Here is a 20685-nt window from a genome sequence, read left to right on the forward strand (position 1 = left end):
CGTGACTGAGCGATCAAGTTGTTTCTGCGTGAGCTGCGGTGGTCGAACGGCTCCGATCTTCCGGCCGCACACGGTGGATCGGGACGGAAAGTTGGTGGTCATCCGCGATGTTCCGATGCATGAATGTGATGGGTGCGGCGAGACCTATATGACGCCGGCTGTGATGCGTCAACTCGATGCCTTGGTCGCGAAGCTGCTGACCGGCCGCGCCGACGAGACGATCGTCCACTACCAAGCGGCCTGACCGGTCCCCAGTCTCACAGCTGGCAGGTGGCCCCCGGCAGCCGGTGTCGGTTCCGCGCCACCCAGGCATAGGCGCGCGCCATCACCGGCCGCAGCGCGCGAGCGCCGATCACGCGACCGACCAGGCGCACCGGCAGCCAGCGGGAGGAGCGCAGCCCCTTCGCCACCGCCTCGTGGCCCCGGAAGAGGCGCTGCTCCTCGACGTACCACGCGGCTTCCAGTGCCTCGGTGGTGGAGATGCCCCAGGCGCTCAGGTCGGCGGACTGGATGGTCTGGTGCTCGCAGCGGGCGCCGAGGCGCAACAGCAGCCGCAGGCTCTGCTGGCAGAACCCGCAGTCGCGGTCATAGAGCAGCGTGCCGGTCACGTCCCCATCTTCCCAGTGACACTGGCGGAACCCCACCGGCGAGCCTAGTGTGATGCAGGACACACAGGGACCTTTCTCGGGTCACTCATCCCTCCCTCTAGGAGTCAGCATGAAGTGGAAGATCTCGGGGGCTGCGCTCGCAGCCGCCTCGCTCGCTGCCATCGTCACCATGCTCACGGCCGTCCTGGCCGTCGTTCCCGCCCACGCCGCCGGCCCGTCGTACGTCGCACTCGGCGACTCCTACGCCTCTGGCACCGGCACCCGCAGCTACATCAACGACGGCACCTCGTGCCAGCGCTCGAACAGCGCCTATCCCAAGCTGATCGCCGCACAGCGCGGCTACACGCTCAACTTCCAGGCCTGCTCGGGGGCGACCGCCTCCACCGTCACCGGCGATCAACTCGCCGCCCTCAACGCGAGCACGCGCTATGTGACCCTCTCGGTCGGCGGCAACGACGCAGGCTTCGCCGACGTGCTCACCACTTGCGCCATGCCGGGATGGATGAGCAACTGCAACGGCGCGATCAACACCGCCCAGGGCTACATCAACAACACGCTGCCCGGTCGGCTCTCCACGCTCTATGCCTCGATCAGGTCCAAGGCGCCCAATGCCAAGGTCGTCGTGATCGGCTATCCGCGCGTCTTCATGGGCGAGGACTGCAACGCCCTGACGTGGTTCTCACCCGACGAGCAGGCTCGCCTCAACCAGACCGCGGACCTGCTCAACAGCCGGATCCAGGCGCAGGCTGCGGCCAAGGGCTTCACCTTCGCCAACCCGACCTCGCGGTTCACCGGCCACGCCGTGTGCGACAGTCCGGAGTGGATCAATGGACTCTCCAGCCCGATCAGCGAGTCCTACCACCCGAACACGGCGGGTCACTCGTCCGGACTGGCTCCGCTGGTCAGCCCGCTGTTGACCGGCAACTGATTCACCTTCTGTTCACCTTTGCCGCCCAGGTGGAGGAAACCTCCCCCAATTTCCGCCCGAATCGAGGCGGAAGTGGGGGAGGCAGGGCATTTCCGCGCGGAAAGGGCGCGCAATGGTGGGGTTGTGTGCGATACTCAAGGTGAACAGAAAGTGAACAGGAGGTGTCGTATGCGCAACCACATGGCAAATGAACGTCCCGCCATGACGTGGGTCGAGGTGCGTGACGGCCGAGGCCGCACGCGGATGGAGGCACGCTGGGTCGTCCCCGGCGCCGCTCCCGCGAAGCCCCACGCCGCCTGAGGCCCACCGACCTCGCGGCAACCAGATTCCACGGCCCGGCATCCACGTGATGCCGGGCCGGACCCATTCCGCCACAATGACCGCATGGCCGTCCGTCCCCTGACCTTCCTGAGGCAATGGCGCGACGACCTCGGCCCGGCACTGTTGCGCGACATCGTCCTGGTCAACCTGGCGATCTGCCTGGTCGGCATCTCGTACGGCGCCATCACCGTCGGCGAGGGCCTGCCGGTCTGGCTGCCCAACGTGATGTCGGTAGTGGTCCTGGCCGGCGCCAGCCAGTTCCTCTTCACCGGCATCATCGCCACCGGCGGGGGCGTCGTCGCCGCCGTCCTGGCCGGCATCCTGGTCAACCTGCGCCACCTGCCGTTCGGCTTCGCGCTGGCCGACACGGTGCGCGAACGCCCCCTGCTCGGCAGTTATCTGATGATCGACGAGGTCGTCGCGTTCAGCCTGGCCCAGAAGGAGGCGGAGGTACGCCGCAAGGTCTTCTTCACCTGCGGCTTCCTGCTGCTCTTCTTCTGGAACCTCGGCTCGCTGCTCGGCGCACTCCTCGGACAAGCGATCACCGACACCGAGGTCTTCGGCCTCGACGCCGCCTTCCCGGCCGTGCTGCTCGCCCTGGTGATGCCGGCGCTGCGGGAGGCGTCCACGTTGGGGATCGCCGTGCTCGGTGCCGCGATCGCATTGGCGCTCACTCCGTTCCTGCCGGCCGGCACTGCGGTGCTCTGTGCGCTGCTTGCCCTGGTCGCTGCCCGCCCGTGGCGCGCGGAGCCGCCATGAGTACGACGTCCCTGGTCGTCGGTGCCCTGCTGCTCGGCGCCGCCACCTTCGCCATCCGCGCCACCGGTCCGCTGCTGCACAGTCGCCTCCAGGTCCCGGCACGGTTGATGGCACTGATGTCCCTGGCCGCGACCGTGCTGCTGGTCGCGCTGCTCGCCACCAGCGCACTCTTCGACGGACAGGAACTGAGCGATCCGGCCCGACCCGCCGGCGTCGCCGTGGGCGGCGTACTCGCGTGGCGGCGGGCGCCCTTTGTCGTCGTGGTGCTCGCGGCCGCCGGGACCGCCGCGCTGATCCGGGCACTCGGCGGGTGAGGTCCGCGGCGTACGGTGAATCCATGAGCACTTTCGACGTCCTCGACCCCGCTGACGGCTCCGTCATCGGCTCCGTCCCCGACGCCAGCGTGGAGGATGCCCACGCGGCCCTCGACCGTGCCGTCGCCGCCCAGGTCGGATGGGCCGCCACCCCGCCGCGGGAGCGCGGGGAGATCCTGCGCCGCGCCTTCGAGATGGTCACCGAACGGGCCGACGAGTTCGCGCGCACCATCTCTCGCGAGATGGGCAAGCCGTTCGCCGAGGCGCGGGGCGAGGTGACCTACGGCGCCGAGTTCTTGCGCTGGTTCAGCGAGGAGGCGGTCCGGATCCGCGGCAGCTGGCTCGCCGCTCCCGGTGGTGGCTCCCGGTTGCTCACGGTGAAGAAGCCGGTCGGTCCGTGCCTCTTCGTCACCCCGTGGAACTTCCCGCTGGCGATGGGCACCCGCAAGATCGGCCCGGCGATCGCTGCTGGCTGCACGATGATCATCAAGCCCGCCTCCGCCACCCCGTTGACCACGATCCTGCTGGCCGAGGTCCTCGCCGAGGCGGGACTGCCCGATGGCGTGCTCCAGGTGCTCACCTCCCGCAGCTCGCGCGAGGTCACCGCAGCCCTGATGGGCGACCCGCGACTGCGGAAGATCTCCTTCACCGGATCCACCGGCGTCGGCAAGGGCCTGGTCGCCCAGTCCGCACAGAACCTGCAACGCGTCTCGATGGAACTCGGCGGCAACGCGCCGTTCCTGGTCTTCGACGACGCCGACATCGATGCCGCCGTGGACGGCGCGATGGTGGCCAAGATGCGCAACATGGGCGAGGCCTGCACCTCGGCCAACCGGTTCCTGGTCCAGGCCGGCGTGGCCCGCGAGTTCACCGAGGCGCTGGCCGGCCGGATGGCCGACCTGACCCTGGGCCGCGGCCTCGACGAGGGAGTGGACGTGGGTCCGCTGATCGACGCCGACGCGGTCGCCGGCGTCCACGAACTGGTCACCGATGCGGTCGCCAGGGGCGCCACCGTCGTCACCGGCGGTGAGGAGCCGGACGGCAACTTCTACCAGCCAACGGTGCTGGCCGGCGTACCGGCGGATGCCCGGATTACCCGCGAGGAGATCTTCGGGCCGGTCGCCGCGGTGACCACCTTCGAGACCGAGGAGGAGGCGGTGGCGATGGCCAACGACACCGAATACGGCCTCGCCTCCTACCTCTACACCGCCGACCTGGACCGCACGCTGCGCCTGGTCGAGTCGCTCGCGTTCGGGATGGTCGGGGTCAACACCGGCCTGGTCTCGAACCCGGCCGCGCCGTTCGGCGGCGTGAAGGCCAGCGGATTCGGGCGCGAGGGCGGCTTCGAGGGGATCGAGGAATACCTGGACACGACGTACGTCGGGATCGCGGCCCATGGGTGAGCACCCGCAGGGCACGCCCGGGCCACCGACCACGATCGTGCTCTTCGGGGCCACCGGCGACCTGGCCCGCCGCAAGTTGCTGCCCGGGATGATCCACCTGTGGCGCTCGGGCCTGCTGCCGGAGATGCGTGTGGTGGGCACCTCCCTGGACCAGCACACCCGAGACTCCTTCATCGACCTGGCCCAGGCCGCGATCGAGGAGTTCGGGGACGACGAGGAGGACAAGGAGCAGTTCCACGAGTTCGCCAAGCGGCTCTTCTGGGCCAACGACGGCGACGACAACCTGCTCGCCGCGATCGCCGAGGCCGAGGCCGACTGCACCGAACCGCAGGCCCGGCTGCACTACCTCTCGGTGCCGCCGAAGGCCGCACTCGAGGTGGTCCAGACCCTGGCTGCGACCGGCCTGGCTGCCCAGAGCCGGATCGTGATGGAGAAGCCGTTCGGCACCGACCTGGCCTCCGCCCGCGAACTCAACGCGGCGATCCACGAGGTGTTCACCGAGGAGCAGATCTTCCGCATCGACCACTTCCTCGGCAAGGAGGCAGCGCTGAACATCCTCGCGCTGCGCTTCGCGAACGGGCTCTTCGAGCCGATCTGGCACCGCAACAACATCGACCACGTCCAGATCGACGTCCCCGAGACGCTCGGCCTGGAGGGACGCTCCGGGTTCTACGAGCACACCGGCGCCTATCGGGACATGGTGGTCACCCACCTCTTCCAGGTGCTCGCGTTCCTCGCCATGGAGCCGCCGGTCGCACTGGACCCGATCTCGATCTCGGAGGAGAAGCACAAGGTCTTCCGCTCGATGCTTCCACTGGACCCGGCCGACGTGGTCCGCGGACAATACGAGGGCTACCGCGACGAGGAGGGCGTCGACCCCGACTCCGACACCGAGACGTTCATCGCGCTCAAGTGCTACATCGACAACTGGCGCTGGGCCGACGTGCCGTTCTACCTGCGCACCGGAAAGAAGCTGGCCGAGGGCACCCGGATCATCTCGATCGCCTTCAAGGAGCCACCGAAGTCGATGTTCCCCGACGCATCGGGGATCGGCGACCACGGCCCCGACCACCTGACCTTCGACCTGGCCGACCAGTCGCGGATGTCGCTCTCCTTCTATGGCAAGCGGCCCGGGCCGGGCTTCGCGCTGAACAAGGTCTCCATGCAGTTCAACATGGAGGACACCGGGTGGGCCGGGTCCATCCTCGAGGCCTACGAGCGGCTGATCCTCGAGGCGGTGAAGGGCAACCACACGCTCTTCACTCGCGCCGAGGGCGTCGAGCGGCTGTGGGAGATCTCCGAGCCGCTGCTCCAGGACATGCCGCCGGTGCGGCCCTATGAGCCGGGCTCCTGGGGGCCCAACCAGATCCACCAGTTGATCGCACCGCACGCCTGGCGGCTGCCGTTCGAGCGGAAGTGGCGCGAGGGATAGATGGAGCCTTTCCGGGACGTCGTCGACTCCTACCTCGGCTTCGCGTCCGAGGCTCGCGATTCTCGGTGCTTCGAGGCGTGGGCGAAGGCAGTCGCGGAGGACCCGGAGGTCCGCTCGTTGATCGCGACGCTCCCCGCGGTCAAGCAGCAGCCGAACCTGGTCTTCGCCGCCGCGCGGTGGCACGGTGCGCAAGCTCCGGGGCCCTACGCCGGGCTCCGCTCGCTGCTCGTCTCGGACTGGGCGTTGGTGCGGTCCACCATCCTGCGCCGGTCCACACAGACCAACGAGGTACGACGGCTCGCGACGTTGGTCCCGGCGTTCGCCGCGATCACGCCTGGCCCGGTGGCCCTGCTCGAGGTCGGTGCCTCGGCTGGACTGAATCTCTTTCCTGACCGCTACTCCTATCTGTGGCGCGCCGCCGACGGATCCGCGCGCCGGGCAGGAAAGGGGCCCGAGCTGTCATGCGACGTCCGTGGACGGATGCCGGTGCCATCCGCAGTGCCTGAGATCGGCTGGCGCGGTGGCATCGACCTGAACCCGCTCGACGTCACTGACGCGGACGCGATGGCCTGGCTGGAGAACCTGGTCTGGCCTGAGCAGGAGGAACGCAGGGAAGGACTCCGCACCGCGATCCGGATCGCGGCCGCAGAGCCGCCCCATCTGCGCGCCGGTGACCTGATCGAGGAACTCCCGGGCATGCTGGAGGAACTCCCGAATGGGTTGACCCCCATCGTCTTCCACTCCGCTGTGATCGCCTATCTGCAGCCACCGAGGCGCGTCGAGTTCCATCGCCTGATGACCGAACTCGTTGCCGCGGGTCGATGCCACTGGGTGAGCAACGAAGCGCCCCATGTGGTGCCGGAGGTCGCAGATGGTCTCCCGGTCCCTGCCGATCCGTCGTTCCTGCTGGCCATCGACGGGCGACCGGTGGGGTGGACGCACGGTCATGGGGCGACGCTCACCGCGCTTGGCTGACCGCCTGAGCGCGAGTACCGCGCATCAACGGGTGGATTCCCAGTCACCAGGTGACTGAGAATCCACCCGTTGTCGGTCTCAGGCGAATTCGGAGCCGGGGTGGAAGCGGCGCACCCGGTGCAGCGTGTTCTCGTCGGTGTGGTGCATCTCGCCACCGGTGGCGGCCAGCTTGAGGACCAGGTCGGAGAAGTAGGTCAGCGTGCCGTCCTCGTTGAAGGTGAAGTGGCTGACGAAGTCCTTGATCTCCGCGCGCTGCAGCAGATAACGGTTCTGCAGGATGCCGTAGCAGGGGTCGCCGGGCTTGGCGTTGAAGTGGAGCACCTTGTCGCGGGGTCCGGCGTCGCTGCCGGCCAGGATCGCGATGCCGCGGCCGAAGACCACGTTGCGGATCACCTGGCCGTTCTCCTTGTCCCACAGCAGGAAGCCGATCTCGTCATGGAACGGGTCCATCGCCTCCTCGCCGTGGCGCCAGGCGGTCATCGAGTAGTTGAGCCCCCACAGGGTCTGCTGCCCGTTCTCCTGGATCGGGATCGGCTTGAAGACAGCCTTTTCGAAGTACGACGTGTGGCGGGTGACGTCGTCCTGGTTGTGATACGAGAGGTCGACGCCCACGTCGCCCTCCCACTCGCCGACCAGTGGGGTCAGCGGGCCGAGCTTCTGGGGTCCTTCGATGGTGGTCGGGTCAACGGCGGCAGTGTTGCTGGAGGTCATGGCCCCATCTTCCGACGAAGCCTTGCATGATGCAAGACATGCCCTGTGCAACAGCGTGGGTCACAGGGGGAGTGGGTTCCCCGGATCGTCGTACGCCGTGGTGTCGAGCACCCCGTGCAGGCTCACCAGGGCCGCGGCGCAGGCGGCTCGCTCGGCGGGGGAGAGCTGGTCCAGTGCGCGACGCAGGTCGCGACGCCGCTGATTGGTCACCTGGCGGACCAGGGACCGGCCCTCCTCGGTCAGGGCCAGGGTCACCACGCTCCGGTTGCCCGGGTCCGTGCCCCGGCTCAGGTGGCCCGATGCGTCCAGCCTGTCGGCGAGGCGGGTGACCGTCGAGCCGACCACGCCCAGGGCCCGGGCGACCTGCGTGGAGGGGGAAGGTCCCTGTTCGTGGAGCACCAGGAGCAATCGGAACTGCGGCAGGGAGAGTTCCAGGTCCGCGACACTGCGCAGGGCGATCCCGACCAGGTCACGGGTGGCGTCCTCGAAGGCGAGCAGTTCGTCTGCGCTGGTCCTGGCGGGGCGGTCTCCGGGCACGCCGCGAGTATGGCACGCCCGGAGACCGGGCCTCAGCCCTTCAGTGCCTCGACCAGCGGCGTGGTTGGGCGGCCGATCAACTGGACCAGGGTCGGGTCGACCTCGGCCAGCATGCCCTCGGCGATGTTGGCGTCGAGGGTGGCGACGAAGCCGGCCGTTCCCTCGTCGAGTCCAGCGCCGACCAGGCCGGCACGAACCTCGTCGACGGTGGCCGGCTGGTAGCGGACCTCGCGCCCGGCGACCTCGCCGAGCGCAGCGGCCAGTGCGTCGTAGTCATAGGCGGTGTCGCCGGTCAGTTCATAGACCTTGCCCTCGTGCCCGGCAGTGGTCAGCACCACGGCGGCGGCGTCGGCGTAGTCGCGACGGGCAGCGCCGGCCACCTTGCCGGTGCCTGCGGCGGCCACCAGGGCGCCGGTCTCGCGGGCCTGGTCGACGTTCGCTGCGTAGTTCTCGTGGTACCAGTTGTTGCGCAGCACGGTCGTGGCCAGGTCAGAGGTCGCGAGCAGTTCCTCGGTGGCCTTGTGCTCGGGAGCGAGTGCGTGCGCGCTGGTGGTCGCCTTGGTCAGCGAGGTGTAGACGAGGTGGGCGACACCGGCAGCCTGGGCGGCCTCGATCACGTTCTTGTGCTGGGGGAAGCGCTGGCCGACCTCGGGGCTGGAGACCAGGAGCACCTTGTCGACGCCGGTGAACGCCGTACGCAGCGCAGCCGGGTCGGTGTAGTCGGCGACGCGGACCTGGACGCCGCGCTCAGCAAGCGGAGCGGCCTTCGCTTCGTCACGGACGACAGCGACGAGGGTCTCGGGTGCTTCGGTGCGGAGCAGGGCGTCGACGACGAGGGAGCCGAGTGCGCCAGTGGCACCGGTAATGGCGATGGTCATGGGGGAGCCTTTCGGAAGAGGACAGTTGATTCTTCAACCACCTGCAGGTCCGGCCTGTTCCCGCCCGGAAGAACTCCGTGCTCAGACGAGCTCCAGATAACGCTTGGCGTGCTTGAGCACGATCTCGCGCGCCGTGGCCTCGCGGGCATCGTCCCAGTCATCGCCCCGGGTCGAGGAGACATAGAAGGTGTTGCCTGCGGCCATCAGCATGTAGACGCCGTCCGCCTGGATCGCGTCGCCCTCCGGGCCGGCGAACCGGTCGGTGACCTTGCCGCTGGCGGCCAGGCGCTCGTAGTTGTCCGGCCCCGCGTGCACCCAGACCCTGAGTTCCACGGTGGCAGATCCCGAGCCGCTGCTCACGTGTGCCTTGGAGTCGAAGACGCACTGCGCGCGGCCGGTCTCGTATTCCAGCAGCGTCGGTTCGGGGATGAAGGCTTCAACGTCGGAGAGGGACCACTCGTCGCAGTAGCCGATCTTCTCGCCCAGGACCCACTCGTGGGATGCGGAGCCGGACATCCAGGTGATCAGCACCCAGCCCGGTGACCGGTTCGTGCTGACCAGCAAGGGCGTCCACGGCGTTCTCGAGGCGGCCCGATTCACGGACCTCGTGGTGGCCGAGGACCGTGATCCCGATGCGGTGGTCGCAGCAGTGGAGGCGGCCGTGCTCGATGCCGGGGCGCCGGACAACTACGCGATCGTGGTCGTCGATCTGGCTGGGTGAGCCGCGGCTGGCAGGATGGGCAGGCCATGACCCATCACCATCCCGAGTTCGAGGAACCGCTCGAACCGGAGCAGGTCGCCGAGGCAGAAGTTGCCGACGTACGCCGCAAGCTCCCTCGCGCGCTGACCCCGTTCCACACCCCTGCCTATCGCAAGCTCGCGGTGGCCCTGGTGCTGACCGTCTTCGCCTGGGGGATCTGGGTGGTCGCCCTGGTCTGGGAGGTGATCCGCCTCGACGGCAGCACCGGCGACCTCTCCCTGGTCTCGGCCGCCAACGCCATCGGCATGGTGATCCCGGTCCTCTTCGCCGGGGCGGTGGCCGACCGGATCCCGCAGAAGCTGATCCTGATCGCGGTCGCGACCGTCCAGGCCAGTTGCATGGTGATCGCCGCGATCCTCTCGCTGACGGACCTCGCCTCGATCCCGTTCCTGGTCGGTCTCGCCCTGGTCTACGGGTGCGCGACCTCGTTCTACTACCCGGCGTACTCCGCCTGGCTGCCTGCGCTGGTGCCCGAGCAGGACCTGCTCGCCGTCAACGGCTTCGAAGGGATGGTCCGCCCCACCATCGGCCAGGCGCTCGGCCCCGCCTTCGCCGGCTTCCTGGTCGGCGCGGCATCGTCGGGGTGGGGCATGCTGGTCGCCGCAGCGGCCGCCTTCGGGGCCCTGGCGGCGCTCTTCCCGGTGCCGTTGACGCCGGTACGCCGTGACCTGGCCGCCCAGGTGTCGTCGCACCCGGTCCGCTCCGCCCTGGTCGACATCCGTGAGGGCTTCGGCTACATGGTCCGTACGCCGTGGCTGCTGGCCACCCTGCTCTTCGCGAGCCTGATGACGCTGTTCATCATGGGACCGATCGAGGTGCTGGTCCCCTTCCACATCAAGGACCACCTCGGTGGTGACGCCGGCGACCACGCCCTGGTGCTGGCCGCGTTCGGAATCGGTGGAGCGGTGGCCTCGATGGCGATCGCCTCGTTCCCGATGCCACGGCGCTACCTGACCGTGATGAACCTGAGTTGGGGGCTGGGCTGCCTGCCGCTGGCCTTCATCGGCATCGCCGACTCGGTCTGGATCATCGTCCCGCTCGCGCTCGTGCTGGGGGCGATGTTCTCCGGTCCGATGGTCATCTGGGGGACGCTGCTGCAACGGCGGGTCCCGTCGCACATGCTGGGCCGGGTCTCGTCGCTGGACTTCTTCGTCTCGATCTCGCTGATGCCGGTCTCGATGGCGCTGGCCGGCCCGGTCTCGGAACTGATCGGGATGCAGGAGACGTTCCTCCTCGCCGGGACGCTGCCGATGGTGATCGCCGTGATCGCGATCGTCTGGGCCAGGCTGCCCGCCGACGAGGTGGCGCACCCGCTCGACTGAGCGGTGCTCAGAGCCGGGGCATCGGCACCGTGAGGAAGAGCGCCTCCATCTCGGCGCAGAGCCTCTCGCCGTCGTGCAGGGAGCCGCGCAGGAAGAGCTTGCGACCCTCGGTGCCCTCGACCCAGACCTTGCCGGTCAGAGTGCGCCCGACCGGGGTCAGCGACCGGTAGTCGACCTTGAGGAAGGCAGTGCGTGGCATGCCGTCGCTGATGGCATGCATGGCGGCGTACCCGGCCAGTTCGTCGAAGAAGAGCGATACGTAGCCGCCGTGCGCGGCGCCCTCGCCGAGGTGGAAGGTGCGGAAGACGGTCTCGGCAACCACACCGTCCGGGCCGTCGGACACCATCGTGAACGGCGGCAGGGCCACGTTCCCGCGTCCCGGCAGGTCGATCCGCGAGTCACCCGGCGCCATGCTCGGCGTGGCGGCCGCGGCCTCCATCCGGGTCGCGATCGCCGCCAGGTCGGCAATCAGACCGCTGGCCAGCGCGTCATCGGGATCGATGACGCGCGCCGCATCCATCACCCGGCGTACCTGGTCGATCATCTCCCCGAAATGAGGGCCGCCGGCGTGGGTGTTCGGGTTGGCCCAGGCAGGCAGTTGCTCCGGCCGGTCGGGGGCGTCGGTCTCCCTCATGCATCCACTCCTGGTCAGGGGTTCGCAGGCATCCTCCCAGACGCCGCGCGTCGCCCGACCAGGGCCAGCAGTTCGTTCGTCGCGCCCGCTCCGGCCACCGGCACCGGGTCGGCGAACCGGGTGCCGCGGTCCTGCGCGGTGACCGCCCGGTGCGCCACCGGCAGCAGGTCGGCCGCCAGTGCTGCCGGGATCGGCGTAGCGGCGCCGGTGGCCTGCCCGACGTCCCAGCCGTGCACCGCCACTTCCAGCGCGGCGACCGGGAGCAGGACGTCGACATCGAGCCGGGCCCCGCCGACGTACGCCGAGGGCGCGGCGGGTGCGCTCCACGCGGCGAGCAGTGCGCAGGCCCGGGTGCGGAGCTGCTCGACGGTGGTCGCCGGCCGCGGATCCGGTGCCAGTGCGACGACACCGCTGCTCGCCTCGGTGAAGGCAGCCAGTCCGTCACCCATGTGCGCCAGCAATGCGGCCAGGTCCCATTCGGCACACGGCGTACGCCGGGACAACAGGTCGTCGTGGACCGCGGCCAGGGTGCCGCGGGTGTAGCCGATGGCGCGCTCGAGGAGCTCCACCGGTGCGGTGGAGAACATCGCGGATCAGCCTCCCGTGGTGAACCGCTCGGGGAGGTCGTCCGCAGTGAGCACCGTGGGCAGCCCGAACCGCTCGAACATGCCCTCGCCGAAGAACGCCGCAACCTTGGCCACCTCGGTGCCGGCCAAGGTGAGCACCTGCAACTGGAACGGGGTGAAGGTCCCATCCGGCTGGGCCATGTAGAGGCCATAGGCGGGCTGGCCGTTCGCGACGGTGGAGAGCATGGGCATGTCGTGGGTGCCGCCGGGGCACTGGGTGTCGATCAGCCGGCCGATGGTGGTGTTGCCGACGTACCAACCGGTGAACGGCGGCATCTCCCAGACCGCATCGCGCTTCAGCATGCCCACGATGGCGTCGATGTCCTTGCGCCAGAACGCGTCCACGTAGGAGTCCAGCATCGCCTGCTGCTCCACGGTGAGCCGGTCGGGCGTGGACTCCCTGGTCAGGCCGGCTTCTGCCATCTGCGCATGGGCCCGTTGGAGTGCGGAGTTGACCGCGGCCGGCGTGGTCTCCAGAGCGGCCGCGACCTCCTTGGCCGACCAGCGGAGTACGTCGCGCAGGATGAGGACGGCGCGTTGTCGGGCAGGCAGGTGCTGGAGCGCGGCGATGAACGCGAGTCGGATCGTGTCGCGCTCCTCGACCACCAGGGCAGCGTCCGGGATCGGCTCCAGCCACGGGATCTCGTGATCGGCGATCAACTCGGCGCCTGGATCGGCGTCGGTGGTCCCCAGCCCGGTCGGCAACGGGCGGCGGTCCTTGCCCTCGAGGTTGGTCAGGCAGACGTTGGTGGCGATCCGATAGAGCCAGGTGCGCACCGAGGAGCGTCCCTCGAAGTTGTGGTAGGCCCGCCACGCTCGCAGATAGGTCTCCTGGACCAGGTCCTCGGCGTCGTGCATCGATCCGGTCATCCGATAGCAGTGCGCGATCAGTTCGCGCCGGAAGCCATTGGCGACCTCCTGGAAGTCGCCCCCGACGGTCTCATCTGTCATCGCCTGGCTCGTGCTCACGTCTGCCTCCAAGGGATCCGGGGTCGAGTCTGCCTTGTCAGGTGGACCCGACGCCACCGCGAAACTCATCGGTGACCGGCGATGGGCGGTGGGCGGTGGGCGCGGCGGTGTTCGACCAGCACTGGGGGGCTCGGTCCGATCGGACCGAGTAACCGACGAGTTGGCCCGATCGGACAAATAGCACAGTGCCCGATGACCCCTCGGCACCGTCCGAGGTGGGAGGCGATGAATTCGCCGGTCGGGTCAGGTCGGTCCAGATACACAACCCCTGACGAAGGAGCAGCACAGTGCAGACCATGATCTTCCCGAACTTGCCGGTCAAGGACGTCGAGCGAGCCAAGGAGTTCTGGACCCAGCTCGGGTTCGGCTTCAACGAGGAGTTCAGCAGTCCGGATGCCGCCTGCCTGGTGATCAACGACTCCGCCAGCGTGATGCTCCTGGCCGAGAAGTTCTTCCACAGTTTCCACGACACGACGCCGCACACCGGCACTGAGGTGATGCTGGCCCTGGGTGTCGGCAGCCGGGAGGAGGTGGACCGGCTCTGCGAGGCGGCGGTCGCGGCCGGCGGCACCGCCGACCAGACGCGCACCGAGGACGGACCGATGTACGGCGGGTGGTTCCTCGACCCGGACGGTCACATCTGGGAGCCGCTGTGGATGGCGGCTTGAGCCGGATGCGCGACCTCAGCGACAACGTCTGATGGCTGTCTGGTGCGAGGCTCCGAGCGCGGACGCCGTCTTCGATGACGGCAACGCTGCTGCGCCTGTGCCGGACGGGTGATTCCGGGCATGGTCTATCTGGCGTGACTCCTTGGTAGCGGGCGACGCGGGTCAACGCCGCGTCGTTCTTCGACCTGCTCCACAGCCATGATTCGCGGGCTACTTCAGCCACGGGCCGACGGCGCGGGTCGGTGGCCGAACTCCTGAACCTACCGACCAGTTGGATTGACAGGCGAGTGCTCCCTCCCTACGCTCCGCACCAGCACCACCTCGCACGCGCGAGGGTGTTCCTTGCGCGTCGACCGCTGGTCGGCGGCGGGGATGGGTGCAGACGCGAGCGAGAGGAAGTTTGATGAGCGAGAAGCGCAAGGTGCACCTTGACCGCGATCCCGGTGGTCTGTGGCGGCTGACATTGGACGACCCCGAGAAGCGGAACGCGATCGGTCCGCGGATGCGGGAGGAGTTGCTGGAGGCCGCGGGGTTCCTGCGCTCCTCTGCCGATGTGCGCTGTCTGGTGGTGACGGGCGCCGGGGCGGCCTTCTGTGCGGGCGCTGACCTGCTAGCACTTTTCGACGGCGAGGATGCCTCGGTGGCCGAGTTGAGGGAGCGGCAACTCAGTTACTACGAGAGTTTTCTGTGGTTGAGGGAACTCGCCTGCCCCACGATCGCCGCGGTCAACGGCCACGCGATCGGCGCCGGCCTCAACCTGGCCCTGGCCTGCGACATCGTGGTGGCGGGCAAGGATGCGCGTTTCGGCGCTACCTTCAGCAGGATCGGCCTCCACCCCGGTGGGGGTTGCACTCACTTCATGACCGAGCGCATGGGTCCCGGCCGGGCGCTGCGCACACTGCTTCTCGGTGCGACGTTGTGTGGCGAGGATGCCTTGCGTGCCGGGCTGGCGGATGAGTACGCCGATGATGCCCTCGCATCTGCCACTGCCCTCGGGGAGCATGTCGCCTCCCTCGACGCGAGGCTCGCGGCCGACATCAAGCGCACCGTCGTCACGGCCGGCAAGGGGGATTACGAGACCACCGTCGTCCTTGAATCCTGGGCACAGGCCGCGAGCGCCCAACGGCCGGAAGTCCTCGAGGGGATCCGTAGGGCGGGCCGATCAACGGTGGCTCGTTCATAGGACTCGAAGAGCGACGGGCCCGTGACCTTCGTTCACGGGCCCGTCGCTCGTCGGGTTGGCTCAGGTCTCGTGACCGAGCAGTCGGGAAGCCCGAGTGGTTGCTTCCAGAAGTCTGTCGACGTATTGGTCCACGGCTCCGTCCGGTTTGGGGAACCCGTAGATCGTGAAGGCCAGGGCCACCTCGCCGCCCTTGCGGAAGACCGGAGCGGCGATGACGCGGACGTCCTTCTTCGCTTCCCCGGAGAGTTCGATCGGGTCATATTCGAGTTGCTCTACCAAACTGCGCAGGCTCTTCGGTCCATGGGAAGTCGGGTCCTGTTCCAGTTGGTGGAGCGCAGTGGCGAACTCCCGCTGTGCATCGTTGATCAGACCGACCGAATATCCGCGTTCACGGACGGTCGCGATCTGTTGCCGCTCCCGCTCACGGGCCTCGCCTGCCGGCAACTGCTCCAAGAGTCGTTGCTGGCGTTCGTCGTCGAACCAGGCCGCGAAAGCGGAACCATTCTGTGGAGCGAATGGAAGGCGGACGCCCACCAGGGTGGCGCGGTCCCCAGCGGCGGGGCTGACCGCATTGGCCAGCACAACGAGTTCGTCGTCGTCCACCACGGTGGCCACACACCTCGATGAGAGGTCGCAGGCGAGGGACTCCATTTCGCCGCGGACGATGTCGAGCTCACGTAGTTCCTCGGTGAGGCTTCCCCGATCGCTCGGGGCGGCGAGCGAGAGGGGCGCGAAGCGCCCGTAGCCCCCTTGGAAGAATAGCAGCGGTAGGGAGGCCGTCTCGATCCCGAGTTCACGCACCCGGCCGAGGACGATGTAGTGGTCGCCGGCCTCGGTAACCGACTCCAGGTCGCAGTCGATCCACGCGACGACGTCGCTGATGATCGGGGCACCACTCGAGGCCGGGCGCGTCCCCACTCCGACGAACTTGTCCTCGGCCTTCGACGCGAATTGCCTACACAGGTGCTCTTGGTCGGCACTGAGGATGTTCACGCAGAAATGCTCGGCAGCCTGGATCTTCGGCCAACTCGTCGAGGACTTGTCCGGGAAGAAGGCCACCAAAGGGGGGGCCAGCGAGACGCTCGTGAACGAGCCCACCACGAATCCGGCCGGCGGTCCTTCCTGCTGGGTTGCTGTGACCACGCAGACACCCGTTGGATACTGCCCGAGCACCTCGCGGAACCAGCGTCCATCGCCCGTATCCGGCACAACAATCATCTCCTTAGGTATACAAACCGACGAGTCGGTATGTTACTGTGGTGGGACTCACATGGCAACGTGCCATCATGACCCTTGGGCGGTGACGGCGATCACGGGCCCAAATGTTCAATGTAAGAGTTGGAATGTCGAAAAGACGTGGTTGACGAGTGATCCATAACACGTCAAGATACCGACTGGTTCGTTTGGAAGAACTGGTTACTCACACTGACTTTGGAGAGTTAGCGCGATGAAGATCGATCTGCTGTACGCATTGACGAATCGGACGGGAGAGATGTCGTGGAATGAGGTGTTGCAAGCCACCAGACATCACGCCCAACTCGCTGACGACCTCGGTTTCGACCGAATCTGGTTGGGCGAGCACCACTTCGACACCGACGGCACCGACGCGAGCCCGAACCCGATCATGTTGGCGGCCGACCTCGCGGCCCGGACGAAGAACATCCGTTTCGGGATGGCTGCGGTGTCGATCACCCTGTGGCACCCGATCCGCGTCGCCGAGGACCTGGCCATGCTGGACCACTTCTCCGACGGACGTCTCGACATCGCCTTCGGCCGGGGCATCCTCCCGATCGAGGTGATGAACCTCAACCCCGAGGCCGATCGGTGGAGTGGCGCCGACAGCAGCATCGAGATCTTCGACGAGAAGTACGACATCGTGCAGAAGCTGTGGACCGAGGATGCCTTCAGCTACGACGGAAAGCGGTACACCCTTCCGACGCCGGGCACGAAGTACATCCATGCCCCCGGTGCCCCCGAGCCGGAGGGGTGGCTCGACGAGGAGGGGAACCTCGTTGCCTTCAGCATGTACCCGAAGTGCTTCCAAGACCCCTACCCGCCCTTGTTCGCCGTGACCGAGTCGGAGCGCGGCTTCCGCGACGCGGCGCGCAAGGGCATCGGGGCAATCACGTGGTACCCGACCGGCAAGGTCCTGGACGGGTTGAACCTGGCCTACCAGGAAGACTACGAGGCGGCGCACGGCGTGAAGTTGCCACTCGGGGTGAACACCTCGGTTCTGCGGCTGGCCTTCCTGGCGGACACCGATGAGGAGGCGCGTCGAGTGTCGACGTCCGCGATCGCGGACTTCTTCCGCTTCATCTGCGCTGTTCGCCATATCTCGGTCTGGCTCGACGAGGGAGAGTCCCCCGAGGGGATCGAATGGGAGGGCTTCAGCGACGAGGAGGCCTTCGAGTTCCTCTACGAGCGCAATCACCTGTTGATCGGCTCCCCGGAGACCGTGAAGAACAAGATGCTCGAGATGACCGACACCCACCAGATCCAGAACTGGCTGCTTCAGTTCGGTTTCCCAGGCATCGAGAGCAACGAGGCGGTCTCGAACGCCATCCGGCTCTTTGCCGAGCACGTGATGCCGGAGGTCCGGGCCGCCGGCGAGAAGCTTCCCAAGAGCAAGATCCACTGATGAATGACCGATGGGGCCGGGCCTCCCGGCCCCATCGGCAGGATGGAGCGCAAGCATGACTGAGTACCTCAACCCGTGGAACCTCCCCTATCCAGAGTTCGGGATGAACCCCGGCGTCGCGACCAAGGACTTCGTCTTCGCCGGTGGGATGGCGCTGGACTTCGACACGATCACGCGCCGAGCGGACGCCGACAGCGTGGCGACCGAGACCCGGATGTGTCTAGAGGAGGTCCAGGCAATCCTTGAGGCGGCAGGATGCACGATCAAGGACATCGTCAAAATGACCTGCTATCTCAGTGACAATGCCCACCGCCAAGAGTTCTGGACGGCGTACAAGGATTTCATGGGTGACGGCCCTTATCCCGCCCGAGTCACGTATGCCGTCGGGATCGCGGGAGGCTGTCGCGTGGAGTTGGATGCCATCGCCGTCCGTCCCAAGGCGGAGTGACCCATGGCGCACCGACGATTTGTCGACTGGCACACGCACGTGTTCCGGCCGGAGCACTGCGGTCCGGTATGGACCGACCGCGGCACAGAATTGGTCGGGCGCGCCGCCTTCGGGGAAGCTGATCTGACTGAGCATGCGCGTGTCATGGAGGCCGCCGGGGTGGAGCAGTTCGCCCTCATCGGTCTCCAAATCGCCAACATGGGCATGTTCGTACCGAATGACTACCTCGGCGGCTACCTGGCGGAGAACAAGGGCCGGGCGATCGCGGTGGGGAGTGTCGACCCCACCCAGCCGGGCGCCGCGGATGCCTTGCGTCAGGCCGTACGGGAATGGGGCCTGCACGGGGTCAAGCTGTCACCGCCCTACCAAGGATTCCATCCCCACTGCGATGAGGCCTATGAGGTCTACCGCGCAGCCGCGGACAGCGGCATCTTCATGATGTTCCACCAGGCCAGCGTGTTCTCGCCCGACGGCTACCTGGAATACGCCTACCCCGCCTTGCTGGACAAGGTTGCTCGTGAGTTCCGGGACACGAAGATGCTCCTGGCGCATTTCGGCAAGCCGTGGATGAACGAGACGGTCGAGCTGATGATGAAGAACGGCAACGTGTACGCCGATGTCTCCACCCTGCCGATCAAGACCTGGCAGATGTACAACGGGCTGCGCCTGGCGATCGAAGGCCACGTGACAGACCGCTTGGTCTTCGGATCGGACTTCCCGTCGTTCAATCCGCGCGATGCGGCGGACGACTTCTTGGCGATCGCGGACTTGGAGATGCCGTTGCCAATCCCCCGGAGCGTGGTGGAAGACATCCTCTACAACCGCCCATTCGATCTGATCACCACCCCCTGAACCTGAATCACGACAGAGAATCGAGGCAGACAGATGACGCAATACCTGAACCCCGCAGCAGTTGGTGACTACAGTGGCGCTGGGCTCTCGTCCGGAACCGCCACCGACTCCTTGGTCTTCACCGCCGGACTTGCGATGGACCCTGAGACGTTGCGGAAGCGTGCCGATGCCGTGACCGTCGCGGACGAGGTGCGCATTGCATTCGAGAACATCGATCACGTGCTCGGCGAGGCTGGCCTGACCCGGCGCGACATCGTCAAGACCACCTGCTACTTGGCCCACGACGAGCACCGGTTCGACTTCATACCCGCCTACAAAGAGGCCTTCGGCGATGGCCCGTACCCGGCTCGGTGCACCTTCGTCGTCGGCCTGGCCGCTGACCTCAATGTGCAGATCGACGTGATCGCAGTGCGACCCGAGCGCGGCTGACTCATCGGGCGCCGATTGAGATCGGCGGCCGATTTGCCTTGATCTTCGCGTTCGAGGCGCACTAATATGTCCTTTACAAACCGACCGGTCGGAATGAACCGGTCACCATCGAGAACGACTGGTTGGGATTCCATGCACACAGGTATGACGCTTACGTTCCAGAATCTCGATCGCACACGCAGCGATCGTGAGGTGATCAGCAGCGAGCTCCGCTACGCGCGACGTGCTGAAGAAGTCGGGTTCGACTCGCTCTGGGTCCCGGAACACCACTTCACCGACTATGAGTTGACCCCCAACGTCCCCCAGCTCCTGTCGTGGGTCGCGGCCCAGACGGAACGGCTCCGACTGGGCACGATGGTGACGGTGCTGCCGTGGCAGGACCCGATCCGAACGGCAGAGTCGTTCTCGCTCCTCGACCACCTGTCGGGAGGGCGGGCGATCCTGGGGATCGGTCGCGGTCTCGGCCGCGTGGAATTCGAGGGCTTCCGCGTCGAGATGGGAGAGTCCCGACAGCGCTTCATCGAGTACTCGGAGGCGATTCTCGGGGCGCTCGAGAACGGGTACATGGAGTACGACGGACAACTGCTCAAGCAGCCTAGGGTGGCGGTCCGTCCCGATCCGTATGCCACCTTCCGTGGTCGCACATTTGCCTCTGCAGTCTCACCGGAGTCGATGGACATCATGGCGCGCCTGGGTGTCGGCCTGATGGTCATCGCGCAGAAACCGTGGGAAACGGTGGAGGCCGAGATCGCGACATATCGTCAGCACTACAAGCAGATCAACGGCCAGGAGCCGCCCAAGCCGATCATCTGTGTCTTTACTGCGGTGTCCGAGACCGAGGGGGGCGCGCGGGAGATGCGTGAGAAGTACCTGCAGCGGTATGCACTGTCGACCGTCGAGCACTACGAGTTCGACAACGTGGGGTTCGCAAAGATCAACGGATATGAGTACTACGCCAAACTGGCCAGCAACATCGCGAAGCACGGGGTCGACGGCTTCGCGAGCTTCCTCGCGGACCTGCAGGTCTGGGGGACTCCGGACCAGGTGACCGAACAGCTCCTCTCCTATGTCAACCGCCTCGACGCGGGTGGAATCCTGCTGGTGCCGGCGTACGGGGGCATGCCCGAGCCGGTGGCGGACAAGAACTTCGACCTGTTGGCCCGGGAAGTGTTGCCGGCGTTGAAGGCGCACGACGTCGGGGGCGACCTCGGCGTCACTTATGACGCAAGAGTGGTGACCAGCCCCAGCATCTGACAGTGACTCGACCCAACCAAGTTTCACCCGAAAGGA

At 67.2% G+C, this 20685-nt stretch carries 25 protein-coding genes; 16 read left to right on the top strand and 9 right to left on the bottom strand.

Features of this window, described 5'->3' with window-relative positions; translation table 11 throughout:
- Position 1: 1 nt before the first annotated feature.
- Positions 2–244, top strand: a complete 243-nt coding sequence (locus Q9R27_RS13785; protein WP_311252966.1) for a type II toxin-antitoxin system MqsA family antitoxin — start codon at positions 2–4, stop codon at positions 242–244.
- Between the two features lie 13 nt (positions 245–257).
- Here Q9R27_RS13785 and Q9R27_RS13790 read toward each other — a convergent pair whose 3' ends face one another.
- The gene (locus Q9R27_RS13790; RefSeq protein ID WP_311252967.1) at positions 258–608 is read right to left on the bottom strand and encodes a DCC1-like thiol-disulfide oxidoreductase family protein; all 351 of its coding nucleotides are present in this window, start codon (positions 606–608) and stop codon (positions 258–260) included.
- A 109-nt stretch (positions 609–717) separates the two neighbouring features.
- Here Q9R27_RS13790 and Q9R27_RS13795 point away from each other — a divergent pair, with 109 nt between their 5' ends.
- The 6 genes from Q9R27_RS13795 (at position 718) to Q9R27_RS13820 (ending at position 6740) form a co-directional block, all read left to right on the top strand.
- The gene (locus Q9R27_RS13795) at positions 718–1536 is read left to right on the top strand and encodes an SGNH/GDSL hydrolase family protein (RefSeq protein ID WP_311252968.1); all 819 of its coding nucleotides are present in this window, start codon (positions 718–720) and stop codon (positions 1534–1536) included.
- A 384-nt stretch (positions 1537–1920) separates the two neighbouring features.
- Complete coding sequence (locus Q9R27_RS13800) at positions 1921–2616, top strand: AzlC family ABC transporter permease (RefSeq protein WP_311252969.1); 696 nt, start codon at positions 1921–1923, stop codon at positions 2614–2616.
- Positions 2613–2930 carry an AzlD domain-containing protein gene (locus Q9R27_RS13805; protein WP_311252970.1) on the top strand — a complete coding sequence of 106 codons (318 nt, stop codon included), beginning with the start codon at positions 2613–2615 and terminating at the stop codon, positions 2928–2930. The genes Q9R27_RS13800 and Q9R27_RS13805 overlap by 4 nt, the downstream gene beginning before the upstream one ends.
- 23 nt (positions 2931–2953) lie before the next feature.
- The gene (locus tag Q9R27_RS13810) at positions 2954–4333 is read left to right on the top strand and encodes an NAD-dependent succinate-semialdehyde dehydrogenase (protein ID WP_311252971.1); all 1380 of its coding nucleotides are present in this window, start codon (positions 2954–2956) and stop codon (positions 4331–4333) included.
- The gene (zwf, locus tag Q9R27_RS13815) at positions 4326–5765 is read left to right on the top strand and encodes a glucose-6-phosphate dehydrogenase (RefSeq protein ID WP_311252972.1); all 1440 of its coding nucleotides are present in this window, start codon (positions 4326–4328) and stop codon (positions 5763–5765) included. The genes Q9R27_RS13810 and zwf overlap by 8 nt, the downstream gene beginning before the upstream one ends.
- Positions 5766–6740, top strand: a complete 975-nt coding sequence (locus Q9R27_RS13820; RefSeq protein ID WP_311252973.1) for a DUF2332 domain-containing protein — start codon at positions 5766–5768, stop codon at positions 6738–6740.
- A 78-nt stretch (positions 6741–6818) separates the two neighbouring features.
- Here Q9R27_RS13820 and Q9R27_RS13825 read toward each other — a convergent pair whose 3' ends face one another.
- The 4 genes from Q9R27_RS13825 to Q9R27_RS13840 all read right to left on the bottom strand — a co-directional run bounded on the left by Q9R27_RS13825 (position 6819) and on the right by Q9R27_RS13840 (position 9382).
- Entirely contained in the window at positions 6819–7451 is a 633-nt protein-coding gene (locus Q9R27_RS13825; protein ID WP_311252974.1) for an FABP family protein, read from the bottom strand.
- Between the two features lie 60 nt (positions 7452–7511).
- Positions 7512–7988, bottom strand: a complete 477-nt coding sequence (locus Q9R27_RS13830) for a MarR family transcriptional regulator (RefSeq protein ID WP_311252975.1) — start codon at positions 7986–7988, stop codon at positions 7512–7514.
- A gap of 32 nt (positions 7989–8020) precedes the next feature.
- Positions 8021–8866: an SDR family oxidoreductase gene (locus Q9R27_RS13835; protein WP_311252976.1), complete on the bottom strand. Its 846-nt coding sequence runs from the start codon at positions 8864–8866 to the stop codon at positions 8021–8023.
- A gap of 81 nt (positions 8867–8947) precedes the next feature.
- Complete coding sequence (locus Q9R27_RS13840; RefSeq protein ID WP_311252977.1) at positions 8948–9382, bottom strand: hypothetical protein; 435 nt, start codon at positions 9380–9382, stop codon at positions 8948–8950.
- 4 nt (positions 9383–9386) lie between these two features.
- Here Q9R27_RS13840 and Q9R27_RS13845 point away from each other — a divergent pair, with 4 nt between their 5' ends.
- On the top strand, positions 9387–9587 hold the full coding sequence (locus tag Q9R27_RS13845) for a hypothetical protein (RefSeq protein ID WP_311252978.1): 201 nt from the start codon (positions 9387–9389) through the stop codon (positions 9585–9587).
- A 26-nt stretch (positions 9588–9613) separates the two neighbouring features.
- A complete protein-coding gene (locus Q9R27_RS13850) occupies positions 9614–10948 on the top strand; it encodes an MFS transporter (protein WP_311252979.1) in 1335 nt (444 codons plus the stop codon).
- Positions 10949–10955: 7 nt separating this feature from the next.
- Here Q9R27_RS13850 and Q9R27_RS13855 read toward each other — a convergent pair whose 3' ends face one another.
- From Q9R27_RS13855 to Q9R27_RS13865, 3 genes are read right to left on the bottom strand one after another with little or no spacing between them, the layout of a single operon-like run.
- Positions 10956–11582, bottom strand: a complete 627-nt coding sequence (locus Q9R27_RS13855; RefSeq protein WP_311252980.1) for a PaaI family thioesterase — start codon at positions 11580–11582, stop codon at positions 10956–10958.
- 14 nt (positions 11583–11596) lie between these two features.
- Complete coding sequence (locus tag Q9R27_RS13860) at positions 11597–12169, bottom strand: TIGR03086 family metal-binding protein (protein ID WP_311252981.1); 573 nt, start codon at positions 12167–12169, stop codon at positions 11597–11599.
- 6 nt (positions 12170–12175) lie between these two features.
- The gene (locus Q9R27_RS13865) at positions 12176–13177 is read right to left on the bottom strand and encodes a sigma-70 family RNA polymerase sigma factor (RefSeq protein ID WP_311252982.1); all 1002 of its coding nucleotides are present in this window, start codon (positions 13175–13177) and stop codon (positions 12176–12178) included.
- A 296-nt stretch (positions 13178–13473) separates the two neighbouring features.
- Here Q9R27_RS13865 and Q9R27_RS13870 point away from each other — a divergent pair, with 296 nt between their 5' ends.
- Together Q9R27_RS13870 and Q9R27_RS13875 are read left to right on the top strand one after the other, a co-directional pair.
- On the top strand, positions 13474–13845 hold the full coding sequence (locus Q9R27_RS13870; protein WP_311252983.1) for a VOC family protein: 372 nt from the start codon (positions 13474–13476) through the stop codon (positions 13843–13845).
- 403 nt (positions 13846–14248) lie between these two features.
- The gene (locus tag Q9R27_RS13875; RefSeq protein ID WP_311252984.1) at positions 14249–15028 is read left to right on the top strand and encodes an enoyl-CoA hydratase-related protein; all 780 of its coding nucleotides are present in this window, start codon (positions 14249–14251) and stop codon (positions 15026–15028) included.
- Between the two features lie 60 nt (positions 15029–15088).
- On the opposite strand, the gene Q9R27_RS13880 is transcribed toward Q9R27_RS13875, so the two are convergent.
- Positions 15089–16237 (bottom strand): flavin reductase, encoded by a 1149-nt coding sequence (locus Q9R27_RS13880; protein ID WP_311252985.1) that lies wholly within the window; start codon positions 16235–16237, stop codon positions 15089–15091.
- 238 nt (positions 16238–16475) lie between these two features.
- On the opposite strand from Q9R27_RS13880, the gene Q9R27_RS13885 reads away from it, so the two are divergent.
- From Q9R27_RS13885 to Q9R27_RS13905, 5 genes are all read left to right on the top strand, one after another.
- Positions 16476–17666 carry an LLM class flavin-dependent oxidoreductase gene (locus Q9R27_RS13885; protein WP_311252986.1) on the top strand — a complete coding sequence of 397 codons (1191 nt, stop codon included), beginning with the start codon at positions 16476–16478 and terminating at the stop codon, positions 17664–17666.
- A gap of 55 nt (positions 17667–17721) precedes the next feature.
- Positions 17722–18114, top strand: coding sequence for a RidA family protein (locus Q9R27_RS13890; protein WP_311252987.1), 393 nt, complete (start codon positions 17722–17724; stop codon positions 18112–18114).
- Positions 18115–18117: 3 nt separating this feature from the next.
- Positions 18118–18966 carry an amidohydrolase family protein gene (locus Q9R27_RS13895; RefSeq protein ID WP_311252988.1) on the top strand — a complete coding sequence of 283 codons (849 nt, stop codon included), beginning with the start codon at positions 18118–18120 and terminating at the stop codon, positions 18964–18966.
- Positions 18967–18999: 33 nt separating this feature from the next.
- The gene (locus Q9R27_RS13900; protein ID WP_311252989.1) at positions 19000–19395 is read left to right on the top strand and encodes a RidA family protein; all 396 of its coding nucleotides are present in this window, start codon (positions 19000–19002) and stop codon (positions 19393–19395) included.
- A 144-nt stretch (positions 19396–19539) separates the two neighbouring features.
- Positions 19540–20649, top strand: coding sequence for an LLM class flavin-dependent oxidoreductase (locus Q9R27_RS13905; RefSeq protein WP_311252990.1), 1110 nt, complete (start codon positions 19540–19542; stop codon positions 20647–20649).
- Positions 20650–20685: the final 36 nt, after the last annotated feature.

This window comes from Nocardioides sp. AE5, from assembly GCF_031844485.1.
Taxonomy (GTDB): domain Bacteria; phylum Actinomycetota; class Actinomycetes; order Propionibacteriales; family Nocardioidaceae; genus Nocardioides.